The sequence below is a fragment of the Haloarcula sp. KBTZ06 genome (assembly GCF_048595605.1).
GTDB lineage: Archaea > Halobacteriota > Halobacteria > Halobacteriales > Haloarculaceae > Haloarcula > Haloarcula hispanica.
Map to the genome: position 1 here is coordinate 1,320,795 of NZ_CP184337.1, position 16,680 is coordinate 1,337,474.

17 protein-coding genes are annotated in these 16,680 nt (G+C 65.2%); 4 read left to right on the forward strand and 13 right to left on the reverse strand.

Annotated elements, in window-relative coordinates; all coding sequences use genetic code 11:
* Positions 1 to 2 precede the first annotated feature (2 nt).
* Positions 3 to 956: a J domain-containing protein gene (locus tag ACNO8S_RS06950; RefSeq protein WP_064288033.1), complete on the reverse strand. Its 954-nt coding sequence runs from the start codon at positions 954 to 956 to the stop codon at positions 3 to 5.
* A gap of 58 nt (positions 957 to 1,014) precedes the next feature.
* Entirely contained in the window at positions 1,015 to 1,329 is a 315-nt protein-coding gene (locus tag ACNO8S_RS06955) for a hypothetical protein (RefSeq protein WP_044951827.1), read from the reverse strand.
* A 95-nt stretch (positions 1,330 to 1,424) separates the two neighbouring features.
* Here ACNO8S_RS06955 and ACNO8S_RS06960 point away from each other — a divergent pair, with 95 nt between their 5' ends.
* The gene (locus ACNO8S_RS06960; RefSeq protein WP_420182707.1) at positions 1,425 to 2,342 is read left to right on the forward strand and encodes a 1,4-dihydroxy-2-naphthoyl-CoA synthase; all 918 of its coding nucleotides are present in this window, start codon (positions 1,425 to 1,427) and stop codon (positions 2,340 to 2,342) included.
* A gap of 21 nt (positions 2,343 to 2,363) precedes the next feature.
* On the opposite strand, the gene ACNO8S_RS06965 is transcribed toward ACNO8S_RS06960, so the two are convergent.
* Genes ACNO8S_RS06965 through ACNO8S_RS06985 form a run of 5 tightly spaced genes read right to left on the reverse strand, consistent with a single transcriptional unit; the run spans position 2,364 to position 7,052 of the window.
* On the reverse strand, positions 2,364 to 2,714 hold the full coding sequence (locus ACNO8S_RS06965) for a helix-turn-helix transcriptional regulator (protein ID WP_004517952.1): 351 nt from the start codon (positions 2,712 to 2,714) through the stop codon (positions 2,364 to 2,366).
* A gap of 27 nt (positions 2,715 to 2,741) precedes the next feature.
* Positions 2,742 to 3,479, reverse strand: a complete 738-nt coding sequence (locus tag ACNO8S_RS06970) for an NRDE family protein (protein WP_420182708.1) — start codon at positions 3,477 to 3,479, stop codon at positions 2,742 to 2,744.
* Positions 3,480 to 3,530: 51 nt separating this feature from the next.
* On the reverse strand, positions 3,531 to 5,057 hold the full coding sequence (locus tag ACNO8S_RS06975; protein WP_420182709.1) for an AMP-binding protein: 1,527 nt from the start codon (positions 5,055 to 5,057) through the stop codon (positions 3,531 to 3,533).
* Positions 5,050 to 6,096, reverse strand: coding sequence for a mandelate racemase/muconate lactonizing enzyme family protein (locus ACNO8S_RS06980; protein ID WP_129755764.1), 1,047 nt, complete (start codon positions 6,094 to 6,096; stop codon positions 5,050 to 5,052). The genes ACNO8S_RS06975 and ACNO8S_RS06980 overlap by 8 nt, the downstream gene beginning before the upstream one ends.
* Positions 6,093 to 7,052: a 1,4-dihydroxy-2-naphthoate polyprenyltransferase gene (locus ACNO8S_RS06985; protein ID WP_151103373.1), complete on the reverse strand. Its 960-nt coding sequence runs from the start codon at positions 7,050 to 7,052 to the stop codon at positions 6,093 to 6,095. Before ACNO8S_RS06985 ends, ACNO8S_RS06980 begins: the two co-directional genes overlap by 4 nt.
* Before the next feature lie 134 nt (positions 7,053 to 7,186).
* Between ACNO8S_RS06985 and ACNO8S_RS06990 the strand changes: the two genes are divergently transcribed.
* Together ACNO8S_RS06990 and ACNO8S_RS06995 are read left to right on the forward strand one after the other, a co-directional pair.
* Positions 7,187 to 8,806, forward strand: coding sequence for a long-chain-fatty-acid--CoA ligase (locus tag ACNO8S_RS06990; protein WP_014040321.1), 1,620 nt, complete (start codon positions 7,187 to 7,189; stop codon positions 8,804 to 8,806).
* A 158-nt stretch (positions 8,807 to 8,964) separates the two neighbouring features.
* Entirely contained in the window at positions 8,965 to 11,211 is a 2,247-nt protein-coding gene (locus ACNO8S_RS06995; protein ID WP_014040322.1) for a PAS domain S-box protein, read from the forward strand.
* A 150-nt stretch (positions 11,212 to 11,361) separates the two neighbouring features.
* Here the strand turns inward: ACNO8S_RS06995 and ACNO8S_RS07000 are convergent, their stop codons facing one another.
* The 5 genes from ACNO8S_RS07000 to ACNO8S_RS07020 form a co-directional block, all read right to left on the reverse strand.
* Positions 11,362 to 11,796: a hypothetical protein gene (locus ACNO8S_RS07000; RefSeq protein ID WP_336330452.1), complete on the reverse strand. Its 435-nt coding sequence runs from the start codon at positions 11,794 to 11,796 to the stop codon at positions 11,362 to 11,364.
* Between the two features lie 66 nt (positions 11,797 to 11,862).
* A complete protein-coding gene (locus ACNO8S_RS07005; protein ID WP_420182710.1) occupies positions 11,863 to 12,912 on the reverse strand; it encodes an SMP-30/gluconolactonase/LRE family protein in 1,050 nt (349 codons plus the stop codon).
* 91 nt (positions 12,913 to 13,003) lie between these two features.
* Positions 13,004 to 13,309 carry a hypothetical protein gene (locus ACNO8S_RS07010; protein ID WP_420182711.1) on the reverse strand — a complete coding sequence of 102 codons (306 nt, stop codon included), beginning with the start codon at positions 13,307 to 13,309 and terminating at the stop codon, positions 13,004 to 13,006.
* On the reverse strand, positions 13,302 to 14,318 hold the full coding sequence (locus tag ACNO8S_RS07015) for a DUF7490 domain-containing protein (RefSeq protein WP_420182712.1): 1,017 nt from the start codon (positions 14,316 to 14,318) through the stop codon (positions 13,302 to 13,304). Before ACNO8S_RS07015 ends, ACNO8S_RS07010 begins: the two co-directional genes overlap by 8 nt.
* A 77-nt stretch (positions 14,319 to 14,395) precedes the next feature.
* A complete protein-coding gene (locus ACNO8S_RS07020) occupies positions 14,396 to 15,178 on the reverse strand; it encodes a DUF2797 domain-containing protein (RefSeq protein WP_420182713.1) in 783 nt (260 codons plus the stop codon).
* 48 nt (positions 15,179 to 15,226) lie between these two features.
* Here ACNO8S_RS07020 and ACNO8S_RS07025 point away from each other — a divergent pair, with 48 nt between their 5' ends.
* Positions 15,227 to 15,682, forward strand: coding sequence for a YbhB/YbcL family Raf kinase inhibitor-like protein (locus ACNO8S_RS07025; RefSeq protein WP_420182714.1), 456 nt, complete (start codon positions 15,227 to 15,229; stop codon positions 15,680 to 15,682).
* A gap of 8 nt (positions 15,683 to 15,690) precedes the next feature.
* Here ACNO8S_RS07025 and ACNO8S_RS07030 read toward each other — a convergent pair whose 3' ends face one another.
* Positions 15,691 to 16,617, reverse strand: coding sequence for an NAD-dependent epimerase/dehydratase family protein (locus tag ACNO8S_RS07030; protein ID WP_191449516.1), 927 nt, complete (start codon positions 16,615 to 16,617; stop codon positions 15,691 to 15,693).
* Positions 16,618 to 16,680 lie beyond the last annotated feature (63 nt).

A 16,680-nucleotide genomic window follows, 5' to 3' on the forward strand; every position in this document is an offset into this window, starting at 1 on the left:
TTTCAGAGCCGCAACACGGACGCCGTCAACAGCGACAGTCCGAACGGGAGCCACGTCCCCGACAGTGCGAGCGCCCCGATGAGCGAGAACGCGCTGATGTTCAGCGTGACCAGCAGCACCGTCGTCGTCAGGCTCCAGCTCCCGAATACCATGATCGCGATAGTGGGCTCGGACTGGAGATAGCCGATCATGAAGAGGGTGCAGACCCCGATTGTCAGATTGACCCACAGCGGGAACGCCGGGAGCAGCGCGCTGAACAGCATTACCGGATAGAGCGCAAAGGTAATGGCAAACAGTGTCAGCCCCCGGCCGGTTGGCTTCTCCAAAAGCGATCCGCGGGAGGGAGTGTCGGTCTGGCGGACAGAGTACGCGGACGACGAACTCCAGGTGGCACCGCCGCCGGCGTTGTCGCTGAAGCCACTGGTCGCGGTGGTTCCGGATTGCCAGCCCGAATCTGACTCAGACGCTGTCGCCGTCTCGCTGGTCGTTTCGCTCGATTTGTCGTCGCTCGACGACGCCTCGGTGTCGTCCGTCGAGCGCTCGTGTCTGTCCTCTGCGACGCGGTCCCTGGCGGCCCGTTCGCGGCGTGCCCGCTCCCGGGCGCTCGTCCGAGATGTACTGCGGTCAGTGCTCGCTTCGGCCCGGTCGCCGGCCGACGCAGACCCGTCGTAGCCCGCGCGCCGTGCCGCTTCGGCCGCGTCACTGCCGCCGCCGTCCGCTATATCGCTCTCGCCCGCGACGTAGGCGTCGTGACCCACCCGGTCGTATCGCGCCCGCTCGTCCTCGTCGGTGAGCACGTCCCGGGCTTCGATGAGTCGCTGTGTCGCCTCGCCGGCGTCGGCCGCGTCGCTCACGTCGGGATGGGTTTCCTTCAGCCGCTCCCGGTACGCCGCTTCGATAGCCGCCGTCGAGGCGTCGGTTGAAACGCCCAGTACCTCGTAGAACGTCTCCGTCATGCCGGGCGTAACACCTGTAAGCGCGCGACCGACGTTCGCTGCCAGCTACCGCACTCAATCACTCGTTCTCGACGCCCCCTTCGGTCTCCGTACCGCGTTCGTACGACTCGGACGGTCGCTGGTAGTCTCCAGCGGATCCAGACCCAGCCGACTCCGACTCACGGGCGCGCGCTGTCGCAAGTCGTTCCAGCGCCGTGGCAATTCGTTCGAGCGTGAGGATGAACCGTACAACCAGATACAGGAGCCATGGGACCACAGCCACGATCAGTCCGAGCAGAATCTGCTGGACGATGATGAGACTGTACAGGACAACAACGATGGAGAGGCCCGCGAGTATCCCCACCATTGCTTTCTTGTTCGATGTGGAGGGCATCGCTAGTCGGTTCAGGTGCGCGACACCAAAGGGTTTCCTCCGCTGTGGTAGCACGTACGAGGAATCTTTTTGCGAGGGCCGTCCCGAGCCACGGTATGGTCTCTGAAATATTCGACCCGGAGCGGTGGACGGCCATCGACCGGTTCGACTTCGCCGACATCACCTATCACCGCTCGACCGACACGGGCGCGGTGCGTATCGCCTTCGACCGACCGGGGAAGCGCAACGCCTTCCGCCCGGAGACGGTCGACGAACTCGCGACGGCACTGGATCACGCCAAGCGCCAGACTGACGTGGGCTGTGTCCTCCTGACCGGGAACGGCCCCTCAGAGAAGGACGGCGGCTGGGCGTTCTGTTCCGGCGGGGACCAGAGCATTCGGGGTGAAAGTGGCTACGAGTACAGCGGGTCCGAAGAAACAGATGAGAGCGACGGCGTGGCAGACGACGCGCCAGAGAACGTCGGCCGCCTCCACATTCTCGAAGTCCAGCGTCAGATCCGCCACATCCCAAAGCCCGTCGTCGCCGTCGTCCCGGGGTGGGCCGTCGGCGGCGGCCACTCGCTGCACGTCGTCTGTGACCTCACGCTCGCCAGCGAGGAGCACGCCAAGTTCCTTCAGACGGACCCCGACGTGGGGAGCTTCGATGGCGGCTTCGGCTCGGCGTATCTCGCGCGACAGGTCGGCCAGAAGAAGGCCCGCGAGGTGTTCTTCCTCGGCAAGACCTACGACGCCGCCGAAGCCGCCGACATGGGGATGGTCAACGACGTGGTTCCTCACGAGGACCTTGAGGACACTGCTATAGAGTGGGCCGAGCGCATGAACGAGAAGTCACCGACGGCGATGCGGATGCTCAAGTACGCATTCAATCTCGACTCCGATGGGATGGTCGGTCAGCAGGTGTTCGCCGGGGAGGCGACGCGGCTGGCCTACATGACCGACGAGGCCCAGGAGGGGCGGGACGCGTTCAACGAGGGCCGCGACCCGGACTTCGACGACGTGCCGTGGCACTACTAACGCACGCCGCGTAACCGTCGGTCAGTCCTCGTACGCGAGGGTCATGACCCACTGCGAGAAGGTGTCGTCGTGGGGGTCGACCTCTTCGTCGCCGATAAACGGCGAGAGCTGGTCACCGGCCATCAGAAGCGAGAAGTCGAGGTCGCGGGCCGCGGGCGTCAGGTAGTACGTGTTGTGCCCCTCATACACCGTCTCCTCACGCTGGATGAGGTCCTTCTCGAACAGGGACTCGACGATGCGACTCCCCTTTCGCGAGGAGACGTCGAGTTCCTTCCAGAAGTCGCTCTGGTGGATGCCACCGGACTCACGAATCAGTTCGAGCCCGGCCCGCTCGCCGTCAGAAAGGTCCGCCTCCGACGCTGCTGAACTCATGTATTGTGTACACCGTGAGTCGGCCGCTTAAATCTGACCTTCGACCGGGCGGTAGGGCGTCCGGCACGGTGGCCCATCTGCGTACCGGTACTCCCTGTCGGCACCCAGCGTGATGAGCGACGACGACCGCGTCCCAAATCCGTCACCGTGGACGCAGACGCCGTACTCGTGGTCGCTGATGGTTTCGCCTGCCCGGTCAATCCATTCGCCGGCGGATTCGCCGGGCTCCGGAACCAGCGCCTCGCGCAACCGCGTTGCATTGTTCGCTTGCTCCTCGCCCGCGTCGGGTCGGTGGGCTGGAATCCGGTAGTCGCCGTCCGCCCCGACGTTGACAACGACGTGAACGCCGGGCTGGAAGTTCTGGACCGCGAGCTGGCCGTCCCATTCCAGCAGGACGGCAGCGTTCTCGTCTGCCAGCAGAAGGTTGAATCCCGAGTATTCGGCGTCTCTGGTCGCTTGCTCGACAGCGCGGGCAGCGGACTCCGCGCTCTCGTGACTCAGCGTGTCCCGGACGAGGAGCCCGCGCGAGCGCTCGCCGGCCAGGTCGGCGTCGACCCAGCGGTTCGTCACCGCCGCCAGCAGCCCCTGCTCGTTGTAGCCGATCCACGTCCCGTCGGCCTCCTCGTCGGCCGGCGCGACGACGTGACTCCCCCAGTGGCGCTGTTGTGGCGGCTGCGATGGCCTTTCAAGCCGCTCGTCGCGGTTCGCCGCGACCGCGACCGGCGTGCCGTCGAAGACCTGCCACGCGAGGACGATTGTACACACGGGACTGCATAAACTGCGGACGTAGAAAACCGCTTGGCTCGGCATCCCGAACTACCGGATCGAGTCGCTCGGTTCGTCATCCTCGGAAAGAAGCGACCGAACGGCGGACCGGTCGACAGTCCCGGACGCCGTCCGCGGAAGCGCGTCGGCAATCCGAACCGTCTTCGGGACTTCGTACGGCGCGAGTCGCTCGGCGCAGTGGTCGCGAACCGCCGCGGGCGAGATGTCCCCGACGACCAGCGCGGCGACGCGCTGGCCCCATTCCTCGTCGGAGAGCCCCACGACGGCAGCTTCGGCAACTGCTGAATGGTCACGAATCGCCGCGGCGACCGTGCTCGCGTCGACGTTCTCCCCGCCGGTCACGATCTGGTCGTCGACGCGGCCCTCGACCCAGAGGTGGCCGTCCGCGTCCCGGTAACCGATGTCGCCGGTCCGGAAGCCGTGGTCGCCGAACGCGCCGCCGTCGCCGTTCAGGTAGCCCGATGTCACCGTGGGACCGTCGACGACGATTTCTCCTCGCTCGCCGGAGTCGCAGGGTTCGCCGTCCGCGACGACCGTTACGTCAGTGAAAACGAGCGGCTGGCCGACGGTGCCGGACCGCTCGAATGCTGTTTCGGGCCGTGCTGTCGCTATCTGGGACGCCGTCTCGGTCATCCCGTAGGTCGGACAGACAGGAACGCCCCGCTCCCGACATCGCTCGATGAGGCTCTCGCTGGCCGGCCCGCCACCGAGCAGGACGAAGCGGAGCGAAGACGGCGGTTCCCAGCCAGCGTCCAGCAGCCGCGAGAGCATCGTCGGCACCAGCGAGACGCCCGTTACCGCCCGGTCGGCGATGACCTGCTGTGTCGTTTCGGCGTCGAACGACCGCTGAACGACAACGGCGGTGCCATACAGCGCGCTTCGGACGAACGGAGCCAGCCCGCCCATGTGGTAGGTCGGTAAGCAGACCAGCCAGCGGTCATCCGGAAGCACGCCGAGGCGGTACGACGACGCGACGGCGCTAGCGACGAGGTTGCCGACGGTCAGTCGGACGCCTTTCGGCTCGCTGGTCGTCCCCGAGGTGAAGATGACCAGCTGGGTGTCCGTGCGGGAGAGGGGTGCCGGGGTCACGTCGGTGGCTGTTTCACCAGCCGAACCCGCCGCTGCTGTCTCGTCGGCGACGGCAGCCGCTGACAGTTCCCTGTCGACCGAAACGGTGGGACAGCCGTCGATGTCGGCCGCCAGCGACGCGGTGCCGTCTCCACAGACCAGCAGGTCCGCGTCAGCTGTCGAGAGCTGGCTTTGGAGCGTCGCCGCGTCGAGTTCGACGTTCAGCGGCGCGAGTGTCGCCCCCAGTCGCATCGCCGCAAACAGGAGCGTCCCGACTGCCGGCCGTGTCGGCAGGAGCGTCGCGACGGTGGCGTCCGGGGCGTCGACCCGCCGGTCGAGTTCGGCAGCCACCGCATCGACGGCAGCATCGAGTTTCCGGTAGGTGACCGCGTTCCCGGAGGCCGCCGCGACCATCGCCGTTCGGTCGGGTGTCGTGTCGGCGCGGTGCGTTACGAGGTCCTGTGTCGGCCAATTGAGGGGGTCACGCATCGGTCCCCACCTCTGTCGGATCGATTCCCAGACCGGTCGACTGGGGGACCGACATCGCACCATCCGTTACTGTCGTCGGGTCCGGCGCGAGGTCGGCCGCCAGTCGGTCGCCGGTCGCCAGACCGCACGCGGCCACGTCGGGAATCGCGGCGGCGACGTGCAGCGCCGCAAGGCGGGCAACGACGGCGTCGATGGTCGTCGTGACGACCGGCTCGACACCCTGTTCGCGTGCCCGGAGTGCCAGCGTGTGGGCGTTGCCGGGGCCGCCCAGCACCATCGGCTTCAGTATCAGCACGTCGGCTGCGTCGGCATCGAGGACGCTGTCGACCCGGCGGTCGACGAGGGACTCGTCGAGCGCAACGCCGACCCCGTTGCCTCGAAGCCCGGCGTGTCCCGTGAGGTCATCGGCCGGGAGTGGCTGTTCAACGTAGGCCACGTCCAGCGGTGCGAGCCGGTCGAAGGCGTTAGCGGCCTCCTTGCGGGACCACGCGCCGTTGGCGTCGGCGCGAAGCGTCACGTCGTCGCCCACGCGCTCACGGACGGCCCGAACGCGCGCGACATCTTCATCAACGGTGTGCTTTCCGACTTTGAGCTTACAGCAGTCGTAGCCGGCCTCGACCGCCTGCTCGACGGCGTCGGCTGTCTCGGCCGGTGACCCGTCGCCGACCGTCGCGTTGACCGGGACCCGGTCGCATCGCCTGTCGGGCTCGAACCACTGGTACAGCGGCACGCCGTCGGCTCTGGCGTCGGCGTCCAGTAGCGCGGTCGCAAAGCCGTGTCGGGCGGCGGGGACGGACGCGGCGTCCAGCGACAGGAGAATGTCGGTGTGGCCGCCGTCAATTGCAACCGTGGCAGCGTCGTTGAGCCCGCGCTGGCAGTCGTCGACCGACTCCGTCCAGCCCGGAAGCGGCGTGGCTTCGCCGACACCCGTTTCGCCGCGGTGGTCGTAGCGGACGACGAACCCCGAGCGCTGGCTGATGGTCTCGCGGGCGGTGGCGAGCGGACTCGACAGCGGGAGCGAGAACGGGTCGACCTTCATAGTAGCTGTGGGACGGCGAGTCCCAGCGCGAACAGGACGGAGTGGACAAAGAGCGTCTGCCCGACCCGTTCGAGTGTCGGATTCAGTGCCTCGCCGTCGGTCTGTGTGAGGACTGTCTTCGAAATAGTCGCCGCCAGTGGGAGGGTCAGCAGCGGGGCCAGTGCGGGCAGACCGTACCGGCTGTCGAGGGCGAACACGACCGGGACGACGTAGGCCATCCCGACCATCAGGAGGAACTCGACGCGGCTCCACCCGTAGCCCAGATAGACGGCCAGCGTCTTCTTGCCCGTGGCGCGGTCCGTCTCCCGGTCGCGGATGTTGTTGACGACGAGAATCGCGGTCGACAGGCCGGCCGCCGGGAGACTCGCTGTAATGGCGGCGGCAGTGACCGACCCCGGCGGTAGCGTCATCGGGAACGTGCCGACACCGCTTTCGCTCGCAACGGCCTGCACGTAGTACGTGCCGGTCACAGCGACGAGGCCGAAGTAGACGAACACGAACAGATCACCCAGACCGCGGTAGCCGTAGGGGAACGGACCGCCGGTGTAGAGAATCCCGGCGGCGATACCCGAGAGACCCACGACGACGATGGGGAGGCCGCCGACGGCGACGAGATAAACACCGATGACGACGGCGAGCCCGTAGGTCGCGATCATCGCTCGTTTGACTTCGTCGGCGTCGATGAGACCGCCAGCCGTCACGCGGGTGAACCCCTCGCGCTCGTCGGTGTCGGCCCCCTTCACCGCGTCGTAGTAGTCGTTCGCGAAGTTCGTACCTATCTGGATGAGCAGCGCGCCCACCAGCGCTGCGACCGCCGGCAATGGAGCGAAGACGCCGGCGTGGACTGCCAGCCCCATCCCGACGATGACCGGCGCGGCCCCGGCAGGTAGTGTCTGTGGCCGCGCGGCCATCACCCACGCCTGCCGCTTCGAGACGTCCGCCGTCGCTGTACTCATTGGTGAAATCTGGGGACGCTATCCCCAAAGCGACTGCGGTTCGACCGATACCCGAAATATGACCCGTCGCGTGACAGCAAGATCAGGGGTGTATCACAACCACTTTATCATGATTAACCATACGATAGTCTGAGATGCATAAGCCACTGCTGACCACGGATTTTCTCGACCGTGCGCGGGAATACTACGGGGACAAAGAGGCTGTCGTCGCCACGACCGGTGAACGCTTCACGTACGACGAGTTCGGGGAGCGAGCCGACGGGTTCTCGGCGGCGATGGCCGCCCGTGGCATCGAGAAGGGGGACCGGGTGGCCGTGCTGGACCCGAACACGCACTACCAGCTCGAAGCGGCCTACGGGACCATGCAACTGGGTGCGGTCCACACGCCGCTGAACTATCGGCTCGTGCCGGACGACTTCGAATATATCCTCTCGGACGCCGAAGTCGACGCCGTTTACGCGGACTACGAGTACGCGGACAAGATCGAGCCGATCCGTGACGAGGTGCCCACCGACATCTTCGTTACTAACGACACGGATGCCGTCGACGGCGACTGGGAGTCCTTCGACGAAATCATCGAGGAGGCGGGAACCGACTACGAGCGGCCCGAGATGGACGAGGACGACCTCATCACCATCAACTACACCTCGGGGACCACCGGCGACCCGAAGGGCGTCTGCCGGACCCACCGGACGGAGACGCTCCACGCGTACATTGTCGCGCTCCATCAGGAGATCTCGGACGACGACGTGTACCTCTGGACGCTGCCGATGTTCCACGTCAACGGCTGGGGCCACATCTTCTCGGTTACCGGCATGGGCGCGAAACACGTCTGTACCCGCGGCGTTGACGCCGAGGGCATCTTCGACGCCGTCAGGACCGAGGACGTCTCCTATCTCTGTGGCGCGCCGACGGTGCTGAACATCCTTGCGGACCGCTACGAGGACCATGACGGGGAGATCGAGACGACCGGTGCCAACGACGTGCGCATCGCGACGGCCGGCAGCGCGCCGCCGGAGGCCGTCATCCGAACCGTCGAGGACGACTTCGGCTGGTACCTGAAACACGTCTACGGCGCGACCGAAACCGGCCCGCTCGTCACGACCTCGGACGCTCGCCGCTTCTTCGAGGACGGCAGCGACGCCCGCTTCAGCGTCAAGAAGCGCCAGGGCATCGGCTACCTCGGGACCGATGTCCGGGTCGTCGACGAGGACGGCAACGACGTGCCACATGACGACGAGACGCTCGGGGAAGTCGTCGTCCGCGGCAATCAGGTGATGGACCGCTACTGGAACAAGCCCGAACAGACGGAGGAGGCCTTCTCCGACCGCGTCGAGGGCTACTACCACATGGGAGACCTGGCGACAGTCGACGAGGACGGGATGATCGCCATCCGCGACCGCAAGAAGGACATCATCATCTCCGGCGGCGAGAACATCTCCAGCATCGAACTGGAGGACACCCTCTACGAACACGACGCCGTCAGCGATGTCGCAGTTATCCCCGCGCCGAGCGACGAGTGGGGCGAGACGCCGAAGGCCTTCGTCGTCCCGAACTCCGGTGACCCCGACAACCCGGGCGTGACGGCCGAGGATCTCCGGAACTTCACCCGAGAGGAACTGGCAACCTACAAAGTCGTCCGCCGCGTCGAGTTCGTCGAGGAACTACCCACGACAGCGACCGGGAAAGTCCAGAAGTACGAACTCCGCGAACAGGAGTGGGAAGACGAGGACGAGATGGTCGGCCAGGGATAGAAACAGCCAACAGACGGAAAAACATCAGAAAGGTGTAATATTCTTCGGGACGAGATATAGTCCAGACTGACCATTAACGGCGTCGATATGTCACCTTCTGAGTACAGAGACGGTCTTTTAATTCGGCGTCCTGTAATGTGTGACTACTGGGCAAAGTTATGACTGATATCGCTGGGACGATGCGTATTCTCCACGTCGACGACGAGCCGGGATTCGCCGACATGACGGCGACGTTTCTCGAACGCGAGGACGACCGGCTGGACGTGCAGGCCGCGACGAGCGTCGCGGCGGGACTGGAAATCCTGACCGACACCGACATCGACTGCGTCGTCTCCGACTACGACATGCCTGACCGGAACGGGATCCAGTTCCTCGAAACCGTTCGCGAGGAGTACGGTTCGCTCCCCTTCATTCTCTACACCGGCAAAGGCTCGGAGGAGATCGCCAGCGATGCGATTTCGGCCGGTGTCACCGACTATCTACAGAAACAAAGCGGCACCGACCAGTACGCGGTGCTCGCGAACAGAATCACGAACGCTGTGGAGTCACAGCGCGTCAAACGCGAGCGCAACCGCCAACTCGACGCCATCGAGACCGCACAGGAAGGAATCAGCATTCTCGACGAAGACGGGACGTTCATTTTCGTCAACGAAGCCTACGCCGACCTCTACGGCTACGAACCGGACGAGATGGTCGGTGAGCACTGGGAGCTACTGTATCAGGCGGAGGACATCCCGCGAATCTACGACGAGATCGTCCCGACTGTCGATGAAACTGGGTACTGGAGTGGGACGACGACCGGGCTCCGTGCCGACGGGAGCACGTTCACGGAAGACCACGTACTCGCGCGGACCGACCGCGGTGAACTGGTCTGTACTGTCCGGGATATCTCCGACCAGCGAGACGGCGAAGAGGAACTTTCCCGGATCAAACGTGCCATGGACGAGGCACCGGTCGGGATCACGATTACCAGCCCCGAACAAGATGATAACCCGATCACCTACGCCAACAGGCAGTTTCTGGAACTGACCGGCTACACGGAGTCGGAGGTGTACGGCCGTAACTGCCGGTTCCTGCAGGGTGAGGAGACCGAGTCAGAGCCAGTCGACGCGATGCGAGCGGCCATCGACGCGGACGAACCCGTGTCGGTCGAACTCCGGAACTACCGGAAGGACGGAACGATGTTCTGGAATCAGGTGACTATCGCCCCAGTCCGCGACGATGACGGAACAGTCGTCAACTACGTCGGGTTCCAGCAGGACATTACTGAACGGAAGGAACACGAACACCGCCTCAGAGCTCTCAGTGAGTCTGTACAGAACCTCCTTCAGGCAGACACACGCGAGGAAGTCGCCGAGATCGGCGTCGACACGGCGTGCACTGTGCTCGGGCTCGAAGCGAACACGATCCACCTCTACGACGAGGGCGACCGGACCCTCGAACCGGTCGCCGCGTCCGACGCGATATACGACCTGCTAGACGATTTGCCGACCTTCACGCCCGGAGGCAGCATCGCGTGGCGTGTCTACGAGTCCGGCGACGCGCTCGCCGTCGATGACGTCCATGCCGACCCCGACATCTACAACCCGGACACGCCGATCAAGAGCGAGCTATATCTCCCGCTCGGCGAGCACGGAATCCTGCTGGCCGGTTCGGAGACGGCCGCGGCGTTCGACCAGCGGGACGTCGTCCTCGGTGAGATCCTGGCCGGACACGTCACCAGCGCGCTCAAGCAGGTCGAAGGGACCGAACAGTTGCGCGACCACCAGCAGGAACTCGAACAGCACAACGACCGGCTCGAAGCGTTTACCAGCGTCGTCTCCCACGACCTGCGGAATCCGCTGACCGTCGCCGAGGGACGACTGGAACTAGCACGCGAGGAGTGCGAGAGCGAGCATCTGGCCGCTGTCGAGCGGGCACACGAGCGGATGGACACGCTGATAACGGACCTGCTCACGCTGGCACAGGACGGGGAGACGGTGACCGACCGCGAACCGGTCGCGCTCGCATCGCTCGTGGAAGATTGCTGGACGAACGTCGAGACAGCCGATGCCACGCTCGTCACCGACATCGACCGGACCGTCCTGGCAAACGAGAGCCGTCTGAAACAGCTATTCGAGAACCTCGTTCGGAACGCGGTCGAGCACGCCGGGGCGGACGTAACCGTGACGGTCGGGGCGGTAGACGACGGGTTCTACGTCGCGGATGACGGCCCCGGCATCCCCGAAGCCGACCGCGACACCGTGTTCGAAGTCGGCTACTCGACGAGCACGGAGGGGACCGGGTTCGGGCTCAGTATCGCCCGGAAGGTCGCGGAGGCCCACGGCTGGGAAATCAACGTTCGCGATAGCGCGGACGGTGGTGCACGCTTCGAGGTTACCGGCGTCTCGTTTGACGAGGTGTAGCGACTGTCGAGGAGTCGTTTGCGGTTTTGCTGGCACTCACTGGGAGCCGGTCGTCGCCTCGCCACTGTTCGATGGTGAGCGGACGCGATCTATCTGGAGGAGATGTCTCTGCCTCGTTTGTCTGCAAAAACGTCGGCAAGTCGTGTTCCGTTAGTCTTCGAGCGCGTCGGCGATGCGGTCGAGCGAGCGTCGCATGTCGTGGACTTCGTCCCGGAGCTTTCGCATCTCACGGGTAAGTTCCTCGTTGTCGTTGCCGCCCGATTCCTCGTGCTGCCCTGGCGGGCCGCCGCCCATGCCGCCGGGGCCGCCCGGACCGGGGCCGCCGGGGCCGCCGCCCATCATGCCGCCCATCATCTGCGCGAAGGGGTTGCCCCCGCCCATGCCGCCGGGGCCGCCGCCACCGCCCATCATCTCTTCCATGCGCTCCTCGCGGCTCATCTCTTCGCCGTCACCCTCGCCTTCTTCGCGCTCCTCGGCGCGCTGCTGTCGGATCTCCTCGACCCGCTCGCGGAAGGACTTCTCCTCGCCGCCGTCCTCGGTCGCGTCCGCCGATTCGTCAGCGTTTTCGGGTTCATCGTCTGCCATACGCCCGGTTTTGGTTGGCCCGCTGAAAAGGGTTGCCGTCCGAAGACAGACTCGATAAACGGTCGGTCAGCGAGGGACGCTGGTCCGGAGAATTGCGCCGTCTTCGGGTGACTGGTTCGCAAAGTTACAGATGAACAGCGACTCCTGCTGGTCGCCGGTCCCGAAGAGCACATCGGAAGGGAACACCAGCCCGTCGTCCGCCGTTGCGACGACGTCCGTGGTCCCGTCCGCAGTCACTCTGACGACGCGGTTCTGGCTGTTGGCCGCGACGTAGATGTCGCCGTCCCGGCTGGTAATCCCGTCGGCTCCAAATATCGCCCCACCCTCGAAGAACATCGAGGGCTCGCCGGCAGCGCCGTCCGACTCAACCGGAACGCGGAGCAAGCGGCCAGTTTCTTCGGGGGCTCGCGTCACTGCGACGAAGATGTCGCCGTCGGCGTCGCGGGTGATTCCGTTCGCGCCGAAACTCTCCGTTTCCAGCCGGTCGGCATCCAGCCAGGTCGACCGCTCGCCGTCGGTCGTGACCGCGTAGACCACGCCGTTCCGGGATTCCGTCACCAGCAGGCGCTCCCGGTCGGCGTCGTAGTGGATGTCGTTCGGAAACCCGCTAATCCTGACGAGCTGTGACGCTTCGCCGTCGGGTGGGACTTCCCAGACGCCAGCCTGATCGTCCTGTGTGGCGACGGCAACGTACACCGTTCCATCGGGCGCTGCTTCGACGCCAATCGCGCCGGGCAGCGTCGCAATCTGTTCGGTATCTTCGAGAGAAAGGCCGGTCGCGCCGGTCTCTGCCGCAGGGACGCGCCGAACCTCGCCGGCCGTGATACCGAAGTACAGGCCGCCGTCAGGACCGAGGGCCATGTTCTCCGGTACGCGGTCGCCGCCGACCGAGACGAGCGTCTCGACGGCCGCTTGGTCCGGCGTCGCTGTCGCGGTGTCGGTTGCCGGCGGCTCGTCGGTTGTCGTCGTGGGTTCGGCATCACCATCGTCAGTGGGTGACGGCGTCAAGTCAGTGGCAGTCGACTCGTCGCCGCCGGTACAGCCGGCCAGCCCCACACTGGCGATGGCGCTGCAGCCCATCAGGAATCGTCGCCGCGTCGCGCGTCGTTGGGTCATGATATCCCTCTCGACGTATGGCTGACAGGTGCCTGAAACCTCGGATTACTGAAACGCCGACTGTGGGTACCTGATATGGCTGGGGACGGGCTCAGGCGAGTCGTCGGACCAGCACCGAGAGCCCCAGTCCGCAGCCGAGCACCACGGCGAGGTTGAACGCCGCGTTGAACAGCGGTCGATATCTGTCGGTGACGAACGTATCAATCGCCGACGACGCGGAAAAGTAGAACTGGAGTGTCCCGATGAGCGCGACGAGCGTGAGGATAGCGAATACGGCCCATTGCGCGTAGATAGCTATTGTCGGACCCGCGTTGTCGTCGTCTGGCTCATCGACTCCGCCGCCGGTATCCGCGTCAATATCCTGTGCCACTGTGTCGGTGGTGGAGGTATCACTCATTGGTCTGTCTCCGTGCGATGAGGAGCGCGCTTGCGAGGACGGCAATCAGGCCGACCAGCGCCGTGAAGCCGGGACCTTCTCCGGCCGCAGTCTGCTGTGGTTCGTCCATCTCTCGTTCTTCGGGGCGGTCCCGTTCGAAGTCGCTGGACTGGAAGCCGACTTCCTGTCGTGTTTCGTTCTCCTGGAGGCGCTCCGTCGGGTGGAGGTTCGCCGGGGAACTTTCGGTCCCGACGATGACGCCGTCGGAGAGCAGCATGCCGTCGAGCCAGTAGTTGTAGTCGTCAGGCACCGTCAGGTGGGTTCTGACGATCTCTGTTCGGCCGGGGCGAATCTGGCCGACCCGTACGGTCGACTCGTCGGCGATGACGTTCGAGTCGGCCTGCCGCGCCCGGAGCCGGAGCGAAAGGTCATCAGACGGGTCGTTGCCGGCATTTGTGACGTACACTGAGACGTTCAGTGTCGTCCGGTTGTCCGAGACGCCGTCGATTCGGTAGGTGATGGAATCGAGCGGGACGCCGGCGTTCTCGAACCGCTGGAAGGTCACGCTACTCCGGGCGTACGCCGGCGTGAGCGCGTCGACGTTCTGGACCGACTGCTGACCGGTCTCGACGCGGTCACCGTCCTCGTAGACGATTGTGTCGATACGATAGCCGCCTGCCCGCTCGACCGTGATGTTCGACCGCACCGATACCTCTCGTTCCCCTTCGATTGTGCCGACTGACTGCCGCGTCGTCGTCGCGACGAGGCCGGTGTCCGCGTCGATGGCCCGCGTCTCGACGGTGACGTTCTCGGCGGGACCGCCGCGGTGCGAGAGCCGGGCGTCGATAGAGAGCGTCACTGTCTGGCCGTCGACCGACGCCGGTTCGATGGTCGTCTCGCGGAGGTCGAGATAGCTCTCGCGAACGTCGTCCTGTGGTTCGGAGAGCGCGCCGGGGACCGCTGTTGCACCGATGAGCATGGTCAGGACGACCACGACCACGCCACCGGTCAGGAGGGTTTCACGTCGCACACGAGGATGGGCAACAGCCGCCACTAAATGTCTTCTGCACAGACAAGTGCGGATTACAGCGACGCCAGTCTCGCGTGTTACCTGAACGCGCCGAGACTCGACTGGAGATTGCGGTCCGTTCCGCCGTCTGTGAGTTCGTAGCCGACGAGCTGTCGGAGGTCGACGGCGTAGACGCTCCCGTTGTTCTCAAGCACGGCGACTCGCCCCTTCGTCCCCCGGACAGTCCCCGTCGCCAGGGTTTCGGCCATCGGACGGTCCGAGAGGTCGAGCCCGTATTCGAAATCGTAGGTTGTCAGCGGGTCGTAGCGCTCACAGAGCGACGCCCACCAGTCGGTGTCGACGGACTGGTCGAAGCCCGCTATTTTGGTGGGTACTCTGACCCGGTCCCCCAACTCGACGGCGATGTCGGCCTCGACCTGCCGGGCGATTCGGCCGTCGGCGACGGTCCGGAGGTGGGCGGCCCTGTCGGCCCCCTGCTCGCGGAGGCGGGTCTCCAGTCGCCAGGATCGGGTGACGCCGACCTTGACGATGTCCGGCGCAAACGCCGCCAGATACACCGCGTGTTCCTCGTCGCAGGTGTCGAGCGGCTTGTTGCAGTCCCCGGTACAGCGGGCACACGGCCAGATGTCGGTGTGTTCTGGACAGTACGGCGCGGGGTCGTTGTCGCATCGAAAATGCTGCTCCCCGTCCACCGCGCCGGCGCAGTGGCGCTCCCCGAGCGTATAGGAGAGTTCGGTTCCCGGGTCAAGTCGCTCAGTAGTGACGCTCCCGTCCTCGGCTAACAGGAGCGCGGCGTGTTCGTCGACCCGCGCATGGTAGCCCACGACCTGCACGTCCGGCGGTTCGGTGCGGAGCCGCAAATGGCTGCCGGGACGACGTTTTTGTGTTTGTCTGTCATATCTCCCGACATGGCAGACCTACAGCTCCGAAGTCCGGCCTTCGACGACGGGGACCGTATCCCCGAGGAACACGGCTACTCGGCGGCGAACACGAACCCCCCGCTGGAGGTCGAGAACGTCCCGTCGAACGCGTCGTCGCTCCTCCTCATCGTCGACGACCCGGACGCCGAGGAGCCGGCCGGGAAGGTGTGGGACCACTGGCTCATCTGGAACATCCCGCCGGATATCGACCGGATTCCAGAGGGATGGGCACCCGACGAGGCCACAGAGGGACAGAACGACTTCGGCGAGGTCGGCTGGGGCGGTCCGAGCCCGCCGGACCGGGAGCACACGTACCGTTTCCTGCTGTACGCGCTAGACACGACGCTCGACCTCTCCCCGGCAGCGGACAAGGACGACGTGTACGACGCGGCCAGCGGCCACGTCGTCGAAAAAGCACAATTAAACGGTACGTACCCGGCCTGACGCCGCGCTCAGAGTTCTTCGAGTAGTTCGCGGGTCGACTGCCGCACCGCGTCGTCGCTCGACTGTTCGGGCTCCCAGCCCAGCGCCGAGAGCTTGTCGACGGAGAGGCGCATTCGCGGCACGTCACCCGTCCAGCCGCGGTCACCGCCGGTGTACTCGTACTCGGGGTTGATGCCCATCTCGTCGGCGACGATGCTGGCGATGCGGTCGACTGACGTGGTGGTCCGCGTCCCGAGATTGAACACGTTGTGGTCCTTGTCGGCGTGTTCGACGGCGAACAGCATCGCGTCGATGCACTCGGAGATGTGCATATAGGACTTCTCTTGACGGCCGTCACCGAGAATCGTCAGCGTCGACGGGTCCTCGGTGAGCTTCTCGATGAAATCAGGAATGACCGCGCCGCGCAGGCGGGGGCCGACGATGTTGGCGAAGCGGAACACCCACGACTGGATGTCGTGGCTGTGGGCGTACGTCGAGACGAGCGACTCCTCGGCGAGTTTCGTCGCGCCGTAGACGCTGATTGGTTCGAGCGGCGCGTAATCCTCCGGAGTCGGCCGCGGCGCTTCGCCGTATACAGTAGATGACGACGTAAACACGAGGTTCTCGACGCCGACTTCCTGCATCCGTTCGAGGATGTTGTAGGTGATGTCGCTGTTGTCCTCGAACTGTCGGCGGGGCGTGTCCGTGTCGACCAGTTTCGACGCCGCGAGGTGGACGACGAGGTCGACATCGCTCGTGATGGCCTCGGCGACGACGTCGGGGTCGGTGAGGTCACCATCCAGATAGGTCGCGTCCTCATGGACCCACTCGGATTGCCCGTTCGCTTCGTTGTCGACGACCACTACGTCGTTGTCCGGACCGAGGCGCTCGACCAGATGCGACCCGATAAAGCCCGCCCCGCCGGTGACGACTATTCGCTTCTCTGATACGTCCATAGGTGCGATGCTTCCCATGCGAGAAAAAACGTTGTGGTCGCGGCCGATTCCAGGGGAATCCGT